Raw genomic sequence first — 18,281 nt, 5'->3', positions numbered from 1 at the left:
GGGCGATCTCCGCGCCGCCAAGGAAAAGGGCAAGGACGCCTTTAAGAACTGACCACCACAGAACGCACGCGGGGCCCAACAGGAATGTTGGGCCCCGCGCACGCCGTTCGACCGCCTGCGATCAGGCTGATCTGCGCACCTGCCGAACGCGCGAGCGGGAAGCTGCGGGAAGGCAACGCGCAGACTGCGGTCGCCTTTCCCCGCGTGCACAAGCCCGCCCTGGGCGCTCAGCCTCACTGCCGCCTCACCGTTCTACGAACGTGAGGGCCACCGTCGGGCGCCGAAGAAGTAGCACGTGGAGCGGACCGTGGGCGGCGGACGGGACAGTGACGCGGTGGTGAGGGCCAAGAGGAGCACGGTGTCCGGCTCGGGGGGGGCGGGTCAGCAACCAGCGGTCTCGGGAGCAACGTTGGCGCCGGAGCGGAGGGGCGGCCGTCCGCGATCGGAGTGCGGGGGGAGCGGTAGCGGCGGAGCGTGGGAGCCGACGAGGCCTGGGACTTCGCTCATAGTCTTGATGTCCCGCTCGCTCGTGCTCAGAGTGCCCCCGAGTTTGCTCGGGTTGGTGCCTTCCCTGCTGTTGTGGGTGGAGGGGCGGGCGGCGGAGCTTATTTCTCTGCGGCCGGGATGAGGCCCGGGGCGAACCTGAAGGAGAGGGATTCCCTCAGCGGTTTGCGCTTGGTGTTGTGGAAGGCCGCAATACGCCACTGCCGGTCACCTTGGCGGACCAGGGTGTACGTCTGGATCTTGGTGAGCCTTGATGGCCGCTTGCCTTTATAGGTGTCGCCGCGGCCGTTGACGACGGCTACATCCGGCCCGGGGAAGCGGATGTCGAGAACCTCGTCCGCGAGCTGGGTGCTCTTGAGGAACCCCGCGAACAGTGAACGGTGGCTGTCCACGATGTCCTGACGTCCTTGGTAGAGGGTGCCGAGAAAGGTGATGTAGGTGGCGTCGTCAGTGAACAACTCGCCGTATGCGTCGGCGTCGTGCCGTCCCCATGCGGCGACGAGTTCGTTCAGTACCGAGGTGACCGCAGCGACGTCATCCGTGGTCGTCATGGTGGGCGACTCCCCTCTTTGGTTAGACTGGAGCAGATTCTGAATCAGCGCAGTATCTGCATGCATGCAGATAACTTTAGGAGGCGGCTCCACCGATGACAACCCCCGCAGACGCCGCGGACGAGCATCTGGTCTTCCGTGAGTACCTGGATGCGGTCGGCCTCCAGGGCCTGGCCAGCGCGGAGGCGGCAGGACTGCACACCTCGGAGTGGTACGCACTCAGCCTGATCACACGCGAAGGCAGCCTTTCCTCGGGCGAGTTGGCCTCCAGGACCGGGCTCACCACTGGCGCCACCACCCGCCTGATCGACCGCCTTGAGCAGGCCGGATACGCGCGCCGCGCCGCGGACCCCAACGACCGCAGACGCGTGATCGTCGAGCCGGTGCCCGACGCGCTCGACCGCATCGAGGAGGTCGTCGGCCCGGCCCGGCGCCACATCGCCGAGATCCTGGCGCGCTACACGTCCGAGCAGCGCGCCCTGCTCTTCGACTACTTCAGGCACGCCGCGCCCGCCTTCCGCGCAGCCACCGAGGAGATCCGCACGACGACGTCCAGCCCCGGCGGCAAGAAAACCACCCGGGCCAGGAGCAGCCGCTGACCACGGACGCGGTGGCGCTGCTCACGCGGCACCCTCGCCCGAGGGTGACCTTCAGGCGCCCGCGAGGTTGCGTCCGAGGTGAGGCGCGTCCGCCAGCGGGCGCCCTCCCCCTTCTCCGGCCTCCCCGGTCAGACCCCTCAACCGTCCTCGCCGTCGCTCAGGACGGCGCAGTCCGTCGCGGCTGCGCCGGCGTTGTTCCCTGCAGCCGACTACGCGTCCTGGCGACCAGCTCTCAGTACAGCCAGAAACCCAGGGCCGCGATGCCGGCACCGGTGAGCACCAGGGCGCCTATGGTGGCGAGCAGCGGGGCGAGGGGGCGTTCGCGCGGGGCGCGGAAGCTTGCTCTGGCGCCGGTAGGAGACGAGGAGTGCGATGAGGACGACCGCGCCGCCGGTAATCACCACGAGCAGGGCGAAGAAGCCTGCCCAGGCCAGAGGGTGGCCCGGGTTCGGTGTCCAGACGGATGCAGTTCTCATTCTCAGGTAGTGGGTGGGGTTCACTCGTCGTCGAACGCTTCCCGTAGATCGGCTTCGGCGCCGGACCCGGCCACGTAGACGCCTGTGTTCAGTGTGGTGCCTACGGTGTTTTTGAACGCGCCGTCGGCGAGCTTGCCGCGGTCGCTGAGGTTTTCGCCGCCGAAGCTGCCGTGCTGTTCCAGGAGGTGGGTGACGCCGTGGTTCTGGGCGTTGCCCACAGCGCCGGTCGCGGCGTTGATGCCCGCGTCCCATGCGAGGGTCGTGTCGTCCTGATCAGCAGCCAGGTCGTTGGTGAGGCCGCCGGCCACGTTGCCCGATGCGCCATTGATGCTGGTGCCGACCGCGCCGTCGCCCCGTAGGATCCGTCCGGCCACGCCCGTGACATGAGCTCCCTCGGCGAAGGTGGCGCCGCCCGCGGTGAAAGCCGCTGTGCCGGCCGCGGCCCGGGCTCCGTCGAGAAGGTCGTCGCCGACGGTCGCCTTCCGGCCGTGCAGGGCCTGGTTCGCCATCGCGCTGCCGAAGTCGGCGACGGAGTTCGTCGCGAAACTCTCGGCGCCCTTCTTCGCGAACTGACCTGCAAGCTTCGCGCCTGTGGTCAGCAGCCGCTCCACCACAGCGGCCGTTCCCTCGCTCAGGCCCGCGAACCGCTCGATGAGCGCGGCCACCTTCTCGGCCGCCGAGGTGAAGAGTTTAACCAAGTCGCATACCTTGGCTACTCGTTCGGCCACCGCCGCGTTGGCGACGACGTCGGAAAGGAAGCCGGTGAAGACGGACAGGACAACGCCGGTCACCTCCATCCCCCCGATCTCCACGCAGATGTCGATGATGTCCTTGTTCATGTCGTCGATCTCGTCGGCATAATTCCGCAGGCCCGCTGCCACCTGGTGAAAGTTGTGCGCGGCGTCGGTCAGGGCGTGCTTTTGATGAGCCCAGTGCTTTTGGAACGCCTCGCGGGCCTGGCCGTGCCAGCCCTTGTGGTCGACCGCTTCGATCGCCGTCGAGTGCCCTGCTCGCTCCGGTGAGGCCCCTGCCCACGGTGTCCCAGGAGCGTGCGATCGAGCGCAGAGTGTCCCCGTCGCCGCCGAGCAGGCTCACCCCGCACGCCTGGAGGATGACCAGGACCTTGCCGTCGATCCATCTGTTGATGCTCACGCACGGCCCCCGGGCTTCACGGACTGCACCTGGTCGAGGGCGGCCTGGTCGGAAGCCGTTATCCAGGTCCGGCGGTGACGCTGCTCTGGCGGATTCTTGCTGCGGATACGGCCAGAAGCGGTACAACCTTCCCGCGCGGTGACAGGCATCACACAGCTCCGCTTGCCGGAATGTCGGTTCCGTTCCATGGATGCCGTTTCATGGAGGTACCCAGGCAAACCCTCCGGCATATACGTTCCCGCCCACAACTTCTTCATGGAATCTTCATTTTTGTGGTCGGGGGATGACGGGAATGCCTGGCTCAGTGCGTCGCGGACGCTTACATCGAGTGCTCTCAGCCGGGTTAGGCGGGCTGCTGTCGGCAAGTCTGTTGCCAGTGGCCCTCGCACCGCCCGCCTGGGCCGTGCCCCATCCGTCGGCACCCTCTGCCACGGCCGTCGCCTCAACAAAGCAGTCGGACACCGAAGCGCCCAACGAAGACACCGCCCTGGAGCAGGCCAAGCGCACCGGCCGGGAGGTCGAAGTCACCTCGCTCCGGGGTGAGTCGGCTGATGTCGTGGCCACTGCGGACGGCAAGCTTGAGGCCCGTCAGTACCTCCGTCCGGTCCGCACCCGGGTCTCGGGGCAGTGGCAGGACATCGACACCGACCTGACCAAGCGGAGCGACGGGACGGTGGTGCCGAAGGCGGCAGCCGTAAGCCTGGCGTTCTCCGGCGGTGGCGACACGCCACTGGTGACGCTTCGTAAGGTGGGTCGTCAGCTGGCGCTGTCCTGGCCAGGATCCCTGCCGGCTCCGGTGCTGGACGGCGCACAGGCCACGTATCGCGACGTCCTGCCCGGTGTGGACCTACGGATGGGGGCTCAGGCCGACGGCTTCACCCAGCTCCTGGTCGTCAAGACGGCTCAAGCTGCCGCCAGTTCGCAGCTGGCGCAGCTGCGGCTGAAGCTGGCGGCCGACGGCATGGACGTCAAGGAGACGGCGGCCGGTGGTTTGGAGGCACTCGACAAGGGCGCAGGCTCTGCGGTCTTCGAGGCGCCCACGCCGCTGATGTGGGACTCGAGTACGGGTACAGGTACGGGTACGGGTGGGGGGAACGCCGCAGCAGCCCGCAAGGGGGCGAAGTCCGTACCGGGCGAAGGGAAAACCGCCCTCCGAGGGGCGGAGGGCGACGCCGGGGGCGGTGAACCGTCGGCCGGCGAGTCGGGCAAGCTCGCGCCTGTGGGAGTGGACGTCCCGACCGGTCAGGACCAGGTCGTCCTCAAGCCCGACGCCGGCGTGCTGAAGGGCAAGGACACCGTCTACCCCGTCTACATCGACCCGCAGTGGTCCACCCCTCGGGCGGCCTCCTGGACGATGGCGTCGAAGTACTGGGCCTCCTCCCCGCAGTGGAAGTTCAACGGCGACCACGACGCGGGGATGGGGTATTGCGACTGGAACCACTGCCAGCCCGAGGACACCAAGCGGCTCTTCTACCAGATCCCGACGTCGGCGTTCGCCGGTAAGTCGGTGTTGTCGGCCGAGTTCGTGGTCCGTAACACCTGGTCGGCCTCCTGCAGCAAGAAGGAGGTGGAACTGTGGCGGACCAAGCCCATCTCGTCCTCGACGACATGGAACTCACAGAACGAGTCGGGCTTCTGGCAGAAGCAGCTGGCCGCGGACAGCTTCGCCTACGGCTATGAGGGCTGCGCGGCCAAGGACGCCGAGTTCGGCATCAGGTCCGCGGTGCAGGAGGCGGCGGACAACAAGTGGCCGACGCTGACGTTCGGGTTGAAGGCGGGTAGCGAGGGCGACGGTCTGGCGTGGAAGCGCTTCTCCGACAAGGCGTTTCTGCGGGTGAAGTACAACCGGCCGCCGCCGCAGGTGAAGCCCTCCCAGCTGACGATGCAGTACGGCGGAACGTGCAAGAAGTCCGGCGCTCCGGCGCGGGTGCGTAGCGGGGGTGTGCTGTACGCGAACAACATCACCGACCCGGATCGGGACAAGGTGCAGGTCCAGTTCCAGGCGACCTGGGACGCCGGTGACGGCAAGGGCGCCATCGCACGGTGGAAGCCGGGGCTGACGACGGCGAAGGGGTCCGGCTCCGATTTCGCCATCCCCCTGCCCAAGGTCCCGGTGAACACGACGGTGAGCTGGGCTGTGCGGACCTACGACGGCGCGCAGTACTCACCGTGGTCGTTCACCGGGTCCGCCGAGGCGTGCTACTTCGTCCTCGACACCCAGGTGCCCGTGGCCCCCACGATTGGCTCAGGGGAGTACCCCTCCTCCGACCCCGAGAATCCTGAAGATCCTTGGTACGACGGGGTGGGCCAGTACGGCACCTTCACCGTGGCGGACAGCCACCGGGACGTGAACCGCTACACGTACGGCGTCAACGGTGACCCGTCCGACAAGAACACGGTGACGACGAGCGGCGGGGCGGCACGGAACATCTCCGTCCTGCCGGAGAAGCCCGGACTGAACTTCGTGACCGTCCAGGCCACCGACGCAGCCGGCAACAGAAGCGAGATCCGCACCTACCAGTTCCGGGTCAAGGCCGGGCAACCCGAGCGTGCCACCTGGCAGTTCGACGAGGTGGCCGGCGCCACGGAAGCGAAGGGTTCCACCCCGGCGCGGACCGCGGAGCTGCACGGCGGAGCCACACCTGGTGCGGAGGGGGTGGTGGGCAGCGCGCTGTCCCTCAACGGCGTCGACGGTTATGCAGCCACCGACATCCCCGTCGTGGACACCTCCCGTGGGTTCTCCGTCTCGGCCTGGGTCCGCCCCAACCAGGTGCCCGACCATGCGGCGATCGTCGCCACCCAGCCGGGCAACAACCGGCCCGGCTTCGAGCTGTACTACTCCTTTGACCTCAAGCGGTGGGTGTTCAACCAGTACACCTCCGACAGCCCCGACGCCTCCATCGCCCGCGCTATGGCGTCCCAGCCCGGTGGTGTCACCGCGAACGAATGGACCCACCTGGTGGGTGCCTACGACAGCACCGCCAAGGTGCTCCAGCTCTACGTCAACGGCAAGCTCGTCGGGCAGACGCCGTACGTCGGCGCATGGAACGCACGGCGCGGCCTCCAGCTGGGCGCCGGCTCGTACGGTGGGACGCCCGGCTCCTTCTTCCCCGGTTCCATCGACGAGGTGCAGATCTTCGACAAGCCGGTCTCCGCCGGTGAGGTCACCCGGCTGTACAACAAGGAGCGGATCCTTGGTCCCGGGCGACCGGCCCGTGCGGTCTTCCCGCTCGACGAGCCGACCGATGCCAAGCAGGTCAGCGGCCATGGTGAGGTCATGCCGGCCGTCCTGCACGGCGGTGCCGAGCCTGGTAAGGCAGGCGTGGCGGGCAACGCCCTGACCCTGGACGGCAAGGACGACTACGCCTCGGTGGGCGCCGCGCACTTCAATACCGAACGCTCCTATGCGGTCACCGCATGGGCCCGGGTCACCGACGCCGCACGCAACCAGACGGTCGTGGCGCAGGACGGCAGCTTCCTCAGCGCCTTCTACCTCTCCTACGAAGCATCCGGTGGCGTGTGGAGTGCCCGTCTTGCCACCAAGGACGCCACCGACGGTGGCCTCACCCAGCAACGCGTCGCCTCCAAGCAGAAGGCGACCATCGGCAAGTGGGTGCACCTGGCCGCGGTGCACGACACGGTGCACAACACGGTGAGCCTGTACGTCAACGGCATCCTGCAGGGCAGCGCCGACGCACCGCAGGCATGGTACGGCGACGGTGCCCTGCAGATCGGTCGGGCTCTCTACCGGGGCGCCTACACCGACTACCTGGCCGGGCAGATCGATGACGTGCGGACCTTCGACCGCCCGGTCTCCGAGGGCGAGATCCACCAGCTCGTCCAGCGACGACCGGTCCTGACCGGCCGCTGGCAGTTCGACCAGACAGCCAGCCCCGGGGCCAACTCCGTAGCGCAGGGGCCGGCCATGACGCTGAGCGGCGGGGCGAAGCAGGTCAGCGGGGCAGGGTTCCTGGGAGACGGCGGGCTGGTCCTGGACGGCGCACAGAGCTATGCCTCCAGCGCGATCCCCCTCGACACCAGTGAGAGTTTCACCGTGACCGCATGGGCACAGGCGGCATCGGTCCCCACCCGCCCGGCGGTGCTGGTGAGCGCTGAGGCAACGAATGCCAGCGGCTTCGCCATGGGGTTGGCGCCGAACCCGACGAAGACAGGTGACGGAGTGTGGCAGGCGGTCACCTCCCGCACCGACACCAGCGATACGGACTACGACTGGGCAGGCAGCGCGCACCCCATGAGCAGCGTGACGGACTGGAACCACATCGCGATCGTGTACGACGGCTTCGCCCGGCTCCTGCGCATCTACGTCAACGGTGAGCTCGGGGAGGCGGCCTGCCTGGACGCGGACGGCGACGGCCGGGCCGATGATGCGCAGTGCACCGAGGTGGTGCCGTGGGCCGAAGACGTCATCTCCATCGAGGCCCTGAAGTCACTGCAGATCGGCCGGGCGAAGGGGCGTGGCGCCTTCCGGGACTACTGGCCTGGCTCGATCGACGACGTCTGGGCCTTCCAGGGCGCGCTCACCGAGGAACAAATCGGCCGCCTGGCAGGCGAGTGGTACGAGCTGCCCACCGAGGTACCGAACGTGCCCGACGCGGGCTGATCACGTGGCGGGCGGTCTCGGACCGCCCGCCACACACCAGTGCACTTTTTCCGGAGTGGAACACCACGGTGCCGACGGCTCCGATCGGTGAGCAACAAGAGGTGGGGACAGAAGTGAACGGCATGCGCGGCCTCTTCAGACGTACTCGGCTCCACCGCAAAGTCGCCATGGGCGTCTCTGCGGTGCTGGCCGGATCCCTGTTGCAGGCTCTCCCGGTGGCTCAAGCGGCAGCGGCACCTGGGGCACCGAGCCGGCCCGACGTCGGAAAACCCGTTCCGGGGATCGATGGCATGCGGGTCAAGCCCCGGAAGCTCCCCAGCAGACCACGCGTCCCCAAGGAGCGCCCCAGGAGCAACTGGCCCAAGGCCACCAAGGCGACCATTCGCCTCGCCGGTCCTGGCGCCGTGCCTCCGTCGTCGGCAGCAGGCGGGAGTAACGAGCGTCTTCCCCTGACGCTCGCTCCCGCCGAGTCAGATTCGCGAAGGTCAACCAAGGCGACCGGGGCGCACCGAAGTGGGATGTCCAAGGCGGTACCCGAAGCCGTGGCCGCAGGCGTCCTGAGCCAGCAGTACAGTCGCCGGGCCGGCATCGACGGGGTGTTGTTCACCCTTCAGCCGGCCGGCGGCTCCCCCGCGGCCGCCGGGCAGCAGCCCGGCTCCTTACGGGTGGGTGTCGACTACGGCGACTTCGCCGGGGCCTACGGCGGCGGCTACGCCTCCCGCCTGCGCCTGGTCGAACTCCCTGCGTGCGCCGCGACCACCCCGGACAAGTCCGCGTGCCGCATCGCGAAGCCGCTCGCCACCAGCAACAACACCGAGAAGCACACCCTGACCGCGTCCTCGGTTCCGCTGCGCGCGAACGGCCCGACCGTGCTTGCGGCGGTCGGTGACGACAAGAGCGTCAAGGGCGACTACAAGGCCACCAGCCTGTCCCCCTCCGCCACCTGGGACACCAACCTCAACACCGGTGACTTCACCTGGTCCTACGACATGCCCGTCCCCGAGGTGCCCGGCGGCCTCAAGCCGAGCGTGGGCCTGTCGTACTCGTCCGGCTCGATCGACGGCCGCACCGGCAACAGCAACAACCAGGGTTCGTGGGTCGGTGACGGCTTCGAGCTGTGGCCCGGGTACATCGAGCGCCGCTACAAGCCCTGTTCCGACGACGGGGAGAAGCACGCCGACGGCAACAAGCCGGGCGATCTGTGCTGGTCGTATGACAACGCCTTCATTTCCTTCAACGGCAAGGCCGGCGAGCTCGTCCCGGCCGGAAAGGACGAGTGGAAGCTCCAGAACGACGACGGCACGAAGATCAAGCGCCTGACGTCGGCGGCGCGGGACAACGGTGACAACGACAACGAGTACTGGGAGCTGACGGACCCCTCCGGAACCCGGTTCTACTTCGGCTACCACAAGCTGCCCGGCTGGGCGGCCGGCAAGGACACCACCGACTCGACCTGGACCGTGCCGGTCTTCGGCAACAACAGCGGCGAGGACTGCCACAAGGACGCCTTCAAGGACTCCTGGTGCCAGCAGGGCTGGCGCTGGAACCTCGACTACGTCGTCGACCCGCACGGCGACGCGATCGCGTACTACTACGACAAGGAGACCAACTCCTACGGGCGTGACCTGAACAAGGACGACGACACCCCGTACATCCGCGGCGGCTCCCTCAAGCGCATCGAGTACGGCCGGTCGTCCAGCGACCTGTACGCGGGCAAGCCGCTCGCCCAGGTCTCCTTCAGCAACGCCGAGCGCTGCCTGCCCCAGACCGGGGTCACCTGCGCGGCGGACACCATCGACGCCAAGAGCTTCTACTGGTACGACACGCCCTGGGACCTGAACTGCAAGGCCGGCAGCACCTGTGACCAGGGGCGCTTCTCCCCCACCTTCTGGACGCGCAAGCGGCTGACGGGTGTGACCACCGAGGTCCTCAAGGACGGCGCACTCACCCCGGTCGACTCCTGGGCCCTGAACCAGCGTTGGGGCAAGGCCGATGTCGACTACCAGCTGGAACTGGAATCCATCCAGCACACCGGCCACACCGACACCACGCCCCTCACCCTGCCGAAGACCACCTTCGCCTACACCCAGCTGGCCAACCGACTCGACAAGACCGGCGACGGATACGCCCCCTACATCAAGGACCGCCTGTCGACCGTCGACGACGAATACGGCGGCCAGACCGACGTCGGCTACTCCGAGCCCGCCTGCGCGTTCGACGACCTGCCCACCCCGGAGTCCAACACCACCCGCTGCTTCCCGCAGTTCATCGGCGGCAGCTCCAGCGACGACATGGACAAGTCGTGGTTCAACAAGTACGTCGTCACCTCCGTGACGACCACCGACCGCACCGGCGGGGCCCCCGACCAGGTCACCCGCTACAGCTACCTCGGTGACGCGGCCTGGCACTACGACGATGACGACGGGCTGACCAAGGAGAAGTTCAAGACCTGGTCACAGTGGCGCGGCTACGGCCACGTCCGCGTCCAGACCGGCGGCCAGGGCACGCCTGCCGACGCCATGAAGACGCAAGAAGACAGCTACTTCCTGCGCGGCATGGACGGCGACCGCAAGACCGCGAGCGGCGGCACCAAGAACGTCTCCGTCGCCCTGGACGAGGGCGAGGGAGAGCCGCTCACCGACGACGCCTCCGCGGCCGGCTTCCCCTACAAGACGGCCACGTACTCGGGGCCCGGCGGGAAGATCCTCACCAAGACCGTCAGCCGGCCCTGGCACCACCAGACGGCCAAGAAGGTCCGCGACTGGGGAACCGTCACCGCGAACTTCACCGGCACGGCCAGCGCCCGCGCCTGGACCTCGCTCGATGACGGCGCCGGCGCGAAGTGGCGCACGACCACCACGGCCTCCACCTTCGACACCGTCGCCGGACGCGTCACCGAGGTCAGCGACCGCGGCGATGACGCCACCACCGACGACGACCGCTGCACCCGCACCACCTACGCCACCAACACCGACAAGAACATCCTCACCCTGCCCGCACGGGTCGAGACCGTCGCCACCGAATGCGGCAGCAGCCCGGACCGTTCCAAGGACGTCCTCTCCGACGTCCGCACCACCTACGACGGGGGTGGCTACGGCACAGCGCCCACCAAGGGCGACGCCACCGCGGTTGCCAACCTCAAGAAGCACGACGGCACCACGGCCACCTATCTGGAGACCGGCACCACCTACGACGGCTACGGCCGCCCGCAAAAGGTCACCGACCTGACGGCCAACGTCACCGCCATCGGCGACAGCGCACCCACCCGCACCCTCCGCGCCGACGGCCGCACCACCACCACGGCCTACTCCCCCGTCACCGGCATCCCCACCAAGACCGTCGTCACCACACCCCCCGCCGACGCCAAGGACGCCACCACCGCCCAGACCACCACAACCGAACTCGACCCGCTGCGCGGCCAGCCCATCGCCACCGTCGACACCAACGCCAAGCGCACCACGCTGAAGTACGACGCGCTGGGCCGCTCCGTGAAGGTGTGGCTGCCCGACCGCGGCTCCCTGCCCACCTACCAGTTCGCCTACCTGGTCGAGGAGGGCAAGCCGGCTGCCGTCGCCACGTACACCCTCAACCCCAGCGCTCAGTCGCAGACGGTCTCCTACGCCCTGTACGACGGCTACCTGCGCACCCGCCAGGTCCAGGCGCCCGGCCCTGACGGTGGGCGCCTGATCAGCGACACGTTCTACGACGAACGCGGGCTGGTGGCGAAGACCTTCGCCCCGTACTACGCGCTGAAGAAGCCGGAACGCGAGCTGTTCAAGCCCGCCGACGCCCTCGGCGTCGAGACCCAGACCTGGAAGACGCACGACGGGCTGGGCCGGGAGACCGAGAGCCGGGATGTCGCCGGCAACGGCGAGGGCGGCAAGGTCCTGGCGGTCACCAAGACGCTCTACGGCGGTGACCGCACCACCGTGCTCCCGCCCGAAGGCGGCACGGCCACTACCACGGTGACCGACGCCCGCGGGCAGACCACCCAACTCCTGCAGCACCACACCCGCGCCGCCGACGCCCCGGCCGAGACCACTCGCTACACCTACACCCCGGCCGGCAAGCTCGAAAGCGTCACCGACCCGGCCGGCAACAAGTGGGCCTACCAGTACGACCAGCTCGGCAACCAGACCTGGGCCAACGACCCCGACAAGGGCGTCACCAAGGCCGCGTTCGACGACCGCGGCCAGCAGATCTCCAGCGAGGACGCCAACGGGGACGTACTGGCCACCGTCTACGACGGCCTCGGCCGCAAGACCGAACTGCACGACAAGACACCCGACGGCCCGCTGCGCGCCAAGTGGGTCTACGACACCCTCGCCGGTGCCAAGGGCCAGCTCGCCGAATCCACCCGCTACCTCAACGGCACGCCGTACACCACCAAGGTCACCCAATACGACACCCTCTACCGACCGCAGCGCACCGCCACCGTCATCCCCGACTCCGAGGGTGCACTGGCCGGCACCTATCAGGCCGGCACCTCGTACTACGGCAACGGCCTGCCGAAGGCGCGCAGCTTCTCCACCATGGGGAACATCGTCGGCAAGGGGTGGAACTACACCTACGACGACGCCACCCTTCGGATGACCACCGTCTACGGCACGGGCATCCGCTCCGACGCCACCTACACGCTCGCCGGCAAGCCCCTCACCTACAAGATCGTCGGCGGTGGCGGCAAGTTCACCCAGGTCACCAACACCTACGAGTGGGGCACCCAGCGCCTGTCCAACTCCCGCGTCGACCGCCAGGACGTCGCCGGCGTCGACCAGTCCGCCACCTACGGCTATGACCCCGCCGGCAACGTCACCGCACTGTCCGACGTGTCCCGCTCCGGCACCGACACCCAGTGCTTCACCTACGACTACCTGCGCCGCCTCACCGAAGCCTGGACCCAGGACGAAAAGACCTGCGCTGACAAGCCCGCCGGCCCCCTGCTCGCCGGCCCGGCCCCCTACTGGCAGTCCTACGGCTACGACACCGCCGGCAACCGCACCGCCCTCACCCAGCACGACCCCACCGGCGACACCGCCAAGGACACCAAGAACACCTACACCTACCCCAAGCCCGGCACTCCCCAGCCCCACACCCTCACGGCTGTCAACGCCGTCGGCCCCACCGGTACCAGCACCTCCACCTACGGCTACGACCACACCGGCAACACCACCACCCGCGTCCTCCACGGCGACAAGCAAACCCTCACCTGGGACGTCGAAGGCCACCTGGCCAAGGTCACCGAACCGGCGGGCGACACAGGCACCAAGACCACCAGCTACGTCTACGACGCCGACGGCAACCGCCTGATCACCCGCACCGACACCAAGACCACCCTCACCCTCGGCGACCACACCGAGGTCACCCTCGACAAGGGCGCCGACAAACCCAAGGCCACCCGCTACATCCCCCTGGGCAGCGGCAACCAGGCCGTCCTGGCCGACGACGGCACCTACACCGTCACCCTCGCCGACCGCCTCGGCACCGGCCAACTCGCCATCAACACCACCAACCAAACCCTCACCCAACGCCGCCAACTCCCCTTCGGCGCCCTTCGCGGCACCAAGCCCACCACCTGGCCCGGCACCAAGGGCTACGTCGGCGGCACCGACGACACCACCGACACCGGCCTCACCCACCTCGGCGCCCGCGAATACGACCCGGATACCGGGCGCTTCCTCTCCGTCGACCCGGTGATGGACCCGGCCGATCCCCAGCAGATCAACGGCTACACCTACGGCAACAACAACCCGCTCACCTTCAACGACCCCACCGGCATGATCTTCGCCGACCCCGGAGGCCACGGAGGCAGCGGAGTCGTCCACAACAGCCACGGCGGCATGCGCCTCTCCGGCTCCAAGGACTACATCCCGGGCCCTGGCGCCTGCATCCAGCCGTACTGCCGCACCGCCTACAACGGCCCGACTCGCTACGAGATCTACCCGGGCGTTTCCGCCCCTCTGAGCTGGGCGAAAGCCCCTGACCTCGAGCGGGAGTTCACGAACGTCACCAGTGAATTCAAGCCGTGGGGCAACCCGCGCTTCGAAGATGGCCCGCTAGCCGGCGTACGGATCATGCACGCGCTCAGCGAAGCCTGCTACCGGCTCGAGGGTGGCTGCCCCGACGACGTCTACAGCTTCAGCAAGCTTTTTGCCACCGCAGCCCTAGCTGCTGCAACCGAGGGCGATATCCCCGGCAGGATGGCCGGACGTCTCGCCGGCAAGGCGAGCAACTGCTTCCACAGCTTCGTCCCCGACACCGAAGTCGCCCTCGCCAACGGCAAGCAAAAGCGCATCGAGGACGTAAAGACCGGCGACAAGGTCATCGCCACCGACCCGAGAACCGGCAAGACCACCAGCCGCCGTGTCGTCGCCACGATCGTCACCAAGGACGACAAACACTTCACCGACCTCATCTTCAAAACCCCATCCGGCGACTCCAGCATCATCGCCACCGACACCCACCCCTTCTGGTCCGTTGACAAGAAGAAGTGGATCAACGCCGGCGACCTCCGTCCAGGAACCGAACTCCGCACCCCCCAGGGCGCAAAGGTCAAGATCGCCGCGCTCCGCCACTTCTCCAAGCAGCAGCAGACGCACGACCTCACCATCGCAGGCACTCACACGTACTATGTGCTGGCAGGGCAAACCCCGGTACTTGTGCATAACTCGACGTGCATTCGGTACGGTGGCGCTCTTGCAGCTGCGGAAGCGGCAAATCCGCTGATGGAAAGTCTCCGCGCGACGGGGAGCCTGCCCGGTAACTATGTGACCAAGGCGCAAGCTTCTGCTGCCGGCTGGGAACCTGGAAAGGCATTGGGAAACAAAATACCGGGCGCTCAGATCGGCGGAGATGTATTCGAAAATTCCGACGGGTCGCTGCCAAGCGTCAGGGGTCGGACGTGGCGCGAAGCAGATGTGGGGATCAACAACATGATGAAGCGGTCGAAGCAGCCGGGAACTCGGTTGGTCTATTCGAACGACGGGCTCGCTTACGTAACCAGCGACCACTACAGGAGCTTCTATCAGCTACCCAACTGGAAATGAGAACTCATGAGGATTGAAATCGATGGTTCAGCGATTCACTCTGAGAGTGATCTTCATGAATTCTTGTCTCGAGCTCTAGATTTTGGCCCCTACTATGGAGCCAACCTGAGCGCCCTGTGGGATCGACTGTCAACGGACGTAGAGCGCCCGATCGAGATCGTCTGGAAGAGGGCAGGGCTGAGCCGGACGGCGTTGGGCGAAAGCGAATTTGAGAAGATTCGCGATCTCCTCCTCCGTGTTCAGGCACAGGATGAATCCTTCGGATGGTCCGATCGCTTCTCGGTAATATTCGAATAGCCTGTGAGGAGCTCCACCGGATTTCGAGGCCGGTGGGGCTCCTCAGCGGTTGACAGCAACGCAACGTCAGAGGACGGCTGCTGGGGCGGCAGGGCGTCGGGGTCTCCCTTCGGCACCTGTTCCATGCTCGGCAGTCACCGTCCGCCGCGCCCCCGCGCATGAGTCCAGGTAATCAGCCCTGATCTCGAAGCAGTTGAGTGCGGGCCGGCGCCACCAAGGGGTGGGAGTGCGGTGTTGGAGGACGGCGCTAGGGGGCTTTCAGGGGGTGCGGCGGGTTACTTGGATCAGGGTTTGTTGGCCGGTGGCGATGAGTTTGCGTGGGGTGTGGTGGTGGGCGAATATCTCGCGGCTGCGGGGCGTCATCCTTCTCCGGACGCGTCGTCCACCAGCGTCTGTTCGTCCAGTTCCTCAAGGGCGGCCGCGGCCTCGGCAACGCCCCTTACGACGACCACTGCCCTGGCTGATTCCTGATTGCTTTGAGGAACTGCGTGAACAACCTTCGGTCGAAGAGCACCCCGTAGTACTGCTCCGGCACCTGCAGGCCATTGACCACTGCAGTGGGCGTGCCCGGGCCGCGGGGGTCATCTCCCCCGGCTCGCTCGTAGGCCCGCTCGGATCGATCGACGAACTCGCGGTACCTCATGGTCTTGACGGCGGAGTCGAATGCCGGGCCGCGCAGTCCCGCCACCTTGCCGGCCAGTTTCAGCAGCAGCGCGTCGGTGTAGCCGTCAACGGCTTCTGCCGGCTGGTACCGGTAGATCACGGCGTGGTACTCGGCGAACTTTCCGGCTTCCAGCGCGGCACGCAGGGCGTTGACGGCCCTCTTCGAGCCGCCGCCGCCCGCTCTCTGGTCAAGGAAGGACGCGAGGGTGTACTCGGTCTTCGCCTCACCCCGCTGGGTCATGACGCGGAGGGCCGGTCCACCACCGGTCACCTCGAAATCCTGGCAGACCGGGCAACGCGGGTCCTCGTAGAGATGCACCGTGACCGGGGCCTTCGTATTCCCGACGACGATGGTGGTGCCGTTCTTGTCGAGTTTCTCGGACAGCTTGGCCGGCTTGGCATGCGCGGCCTTCTTCGGCGGCGGCTCCCGTGGGGTGCGTTCACCGCATCCGCTCGACACCAGCCCCGGCAGAATCAGAATCAGCGCCACGGCGGCCAGCCGTCTTCGTCCACGCCCCACACTCATGTACCTCTCCCTGGATCAGGGAGACAATAGAATAAAAGTACGAGGGCGGCAGGGAAATACCGGCATTGGTAGAGATCACCTGAAGTCCCAGGGATCACGCCCTCCGTCCCGACCTCGGCCCTGAAATCGCCTATGAGATGAACCGCGACGGTGGACGGGCCCGCGATGTGTTCCGGCTGTGGCCTCAGGATCGGAGAACTGAGATCAGACCGCTCCTCGGGGGAGCCCCGGAGACGTGGCGCTGGTAGGTGTGCCGCCCATGACGATTTCCCCGATCACCATGCGGTGGACCACCTCGCCGAACTGACGGCATGTCGTAACTTCGCAGCGGGTGACGGTTCCGGCGATGGCGTACTCGATCAACGTCAGCACGCCCATGCCCTCTTCACACATGTACCTGTCCAGGTTCAACTCTGCCGGTCCGAGCCAGACTTCGTCGTCAGGATCGAACTTTCCCTTGAATGCCTGGGTGGACAGCACAACGCCTTCGCCCAGCGCATCTTCGTTGACCTCTTCCATGGCTTCCTCCCATACCCTGCGGGCATCGGTGGACATGGCCTTGAGGACCCGCTGGGCCTTGAGCCGTACCTCAGTGTTGATAACGCGCCCCGGGGCGGGGAACTGCATGCTCAACGTGTATTCCTTCCTTGGCTTCGAGGACAGGATCATGTTGCCGCTCCGGGCTCGGCGACGCGGGCTTCCAGGTCGGCGAGGCGCCGGTCTTGGAAACGGAGGTTGGAGCGGGCAGCCTGGAGTCGATCGTCGAGGGTGCGGTTGCCGGCAGTGAGCTGGCGGACTCGCTGCTTGAGGGTGGTGTTCTCGGTGGTGATCCGTTGGATGGCCTCCTCCGTTCATTCTGCCCACAAGTTCCGCATTTCGCTGCGGAGTTCACCGATGCGGGTCCGCTGGGTGAGGATCTCGGCGTGAGCGGTCTTGAGGGCGTCCTCCGCGTTGAGTGCGCGTCCGCGCCAGGTCGCCTCGCGCTCGTCATCTTGCTCGGCGAGCGTCCGGGACCAGCTTTCGCCGGCCTCGGCCATGGCCGTGGCGATGGCAGTTCCGGCCTCGCGGTTGTCAGAGAGGAAGGTGTGGAAGGCGTCTGCGCGGCGGGCAAACGGCGACCACACTGACCTGGGTCTTTTCGCGCCGGAGGCGGGCAATGACCTCGTGGAGGCGTTGAGGACGGTCTCGGTCTTACTTGGCGGGCTGCCAGGGCCGCTGCCGTGCGGGGGTTGAGCAGCCGCCCGGATCCGACATCACGGTCGACGCGGCATAGCCGGGCCCCGGGGTCGTTTTCCCGGTCACCGGATTCGGGGCGCCGACGGTGCGGGGCCGGCCCCCGCCTGGCTGCGGTCGCTCGCGGCTTGGCTGTCAGCTGGATCCAGCAGCTGCGGGCCCGAGCGTCCTCGCGCGTTGCTTGGTCCCAAGGCATTCGACCGGGTTCAGGAACTTTCTCTGCACTTTGCAACCCGACGGGCTGCACCTTGCGCCTGCGTAGGCTGTCGGCATGATCGTCCGCTGCATCCAAATCATCAGCCCGGCGACCGGAGAGATTCGGAGGCGCCGCAGAGTTGTCGGCCGGGAGCCAGCCCGTATGCGGGGGGTGTCGCGGTCCGGGGGTGCGATCGGCTCCGCTGCCGGACGTGGCGGCCGGGCCCGGCGCTCGTCGCCGGGCCCGTGTCCTGGGCTGCTTTGGCTCAGGACAGCGCGTCCATCAGGGCGGTGACATAGGCATTCAGCCGCTGCTCCACGGTTCGCGTCGTCAGCTCCGGTCTCCCTGCCTCACGCCATGACTTCGCCACCTGCTGCACCTCTTCTGAGCAGGCCAGCCCGTCCCGCACCTGCCAGTACA

9 protein-coding genes and 1 pseudogene are annotated in these 18,281 nt (G+C 67.3%); 4 read left to right on the top strand and 6 right to left on the bottom strand.

From position 1 onward, the window contains the following. Positions 1 to 605: 605 nt before the first annotated feature. Positions 606 to 1,055, bottom strand: coding sequence for an SgcJ/EcaC family oxidoreductase (locus tag OO62_RS35420; protein ID WP_033271836.1), 450 nt, complete (start codon positions 1,053 to 1,055; stop codon positions 606 to 608). Between the two features lie 95 nt (positions 1,056 to 1,150). Between OO62_RS35420 and OO62_RS35415 the strand changes: the two genes are divergently transcribed. Then, complete coding sequence (locus OO62_RS35415) at positions 1,151 to 1,654, top strand: MarR family winged helix-turn-helix transcriptional regulator (RefSeq protein ID WP_033271835.1); 504 nt, start codon at positions 1,151 to 1,153, stop codon at positions 1,652 to 1,654. A 496-nt stretch (positions 1,655 to 2,150) separates the two neighbouring features. Here the strand turns inward: OO62_RS35415 and OO62_RS36785 are convergent, their stop codons facing one another. Further along, positions 2,151 to 3,011, bottom strand: a complete 861-nt coding sequence (locus OO62_RS36785) for a WXG100 family type VII secretion target (RefSeq protein WP_248782315.1) — start codon at positions 3,009 to 3,011, stop codon at positions 2,151 to 2,153. A gap of 563 nt (positions 3,012 to 3,574) precedes the next feature. On the opposite strand from OO62_RS36785, the gene OO62_RS35405 reads away from it, so the two are divergent. From OO62_RS35405 to OO62_RS38685, 3 genes are all read left to right on the top strand, one after another. Then, entirely contained in the window at positions 3,575 to 7,903 is a 4,329-nt protein-coding gene (locus OO62_RS35405; protein ID WP_033271834.1) for a LamG-like jellyroll fold domain-containing protein, read from the top strand. Positions 7,904 to 8,421: 518 nt separating this feature from the next. Continuing rightward, positions 8,422 to 14,946: a polymorphic toxin-type HINT domain-containing protein gene (locus OO62_RS35400; RefSeq protein WP_078617534.1), complete on the top strand. Its 6,525-nt coding sequence runs from the start codon at positions 8,422 to 8,424 to the stop codon at positions 14,944 to 14,946. A gap of 6 nt (positions 14,947 to 14,952) precedes the next feature. After that, positions 14,953 to 15,243, top strand: a complete 291-nt coding sequence (locus OO62_RS38685; protein WP_078617533.1) for a barstar family protein — start codon at positions 14,953 to 14,955, stop codon at positions 15,241 to 15,243. Between the two features lie 439 nt (positions 15,244 to 15,682). Here OO62_RS38685 and OO62_RS35395 read toward each other — a convergent pair whose 3' ends face one another. The 4 genes and pseudogenes from OO62_RS35395 to OO62_RS41185 form a co-directional block, all read right to left on the bottom strand. Continuing rightward, complete coding sequence (locus OO62_RS35395; RefSeq protein WP_051733886.1) at positions 15,683 to 16,432, bottom strand: thioredoxin domain-containing protein; 750 nt, start codon at positions 16,430 to 16,432, stop codon at positions 15,683 to 15,685. Between the two features lie 204 nt (positions 16,433 to 16,636). After that, positions 16,637 to 17,101 (bottom strand): hypothetical protein, encoded by a 465-nt coding sequence (locus OO62_RS35390; RefSeq protein ID WP_033271833.1) that lies wholly within the window; start codon positions 17,099 to 17,101, stop codon positions 16,637 to 16,639. A 182-nt stretch (positions 17,102 to 17,283) separates the two neighbouring features. Further along, the gene (locus OO62_RS41190; RefSeq protein WP_248782314.1) at positions 17,284 to 17,556 is read right to left on the bottom strand and encodes a hypothetical protein; all 273 of its coding nucleotides are present in this window, start codon (positions 17,554 to 17,556) and stop codon (positions 17,284 to 17,286) included. 570 nt (positions 17,557 to 18,126) lie between these two features. After that, positions 18,127 to 18,281 (bottom strand): annotated as a pseudogene (locus OO62_RS41185) (aminoglycoside phosphotransferase family protein); the annotation flags it as partial.

The organism is Streptomyces lydicus, from assembly GCF_000717345.1.
Classification (GTDB): domain Bacteria; phylum Actinomycetota; class Actinomycetes; order Streptomycetales; family Streptomycetaceae; genus Streptomyces; species Streptomyces lydicus.
The sequence above is the reverse complement of the archived record's forward strand: the minus strand, read 5'-3'. Positions and strand labels throughout refer to the sequence as shown.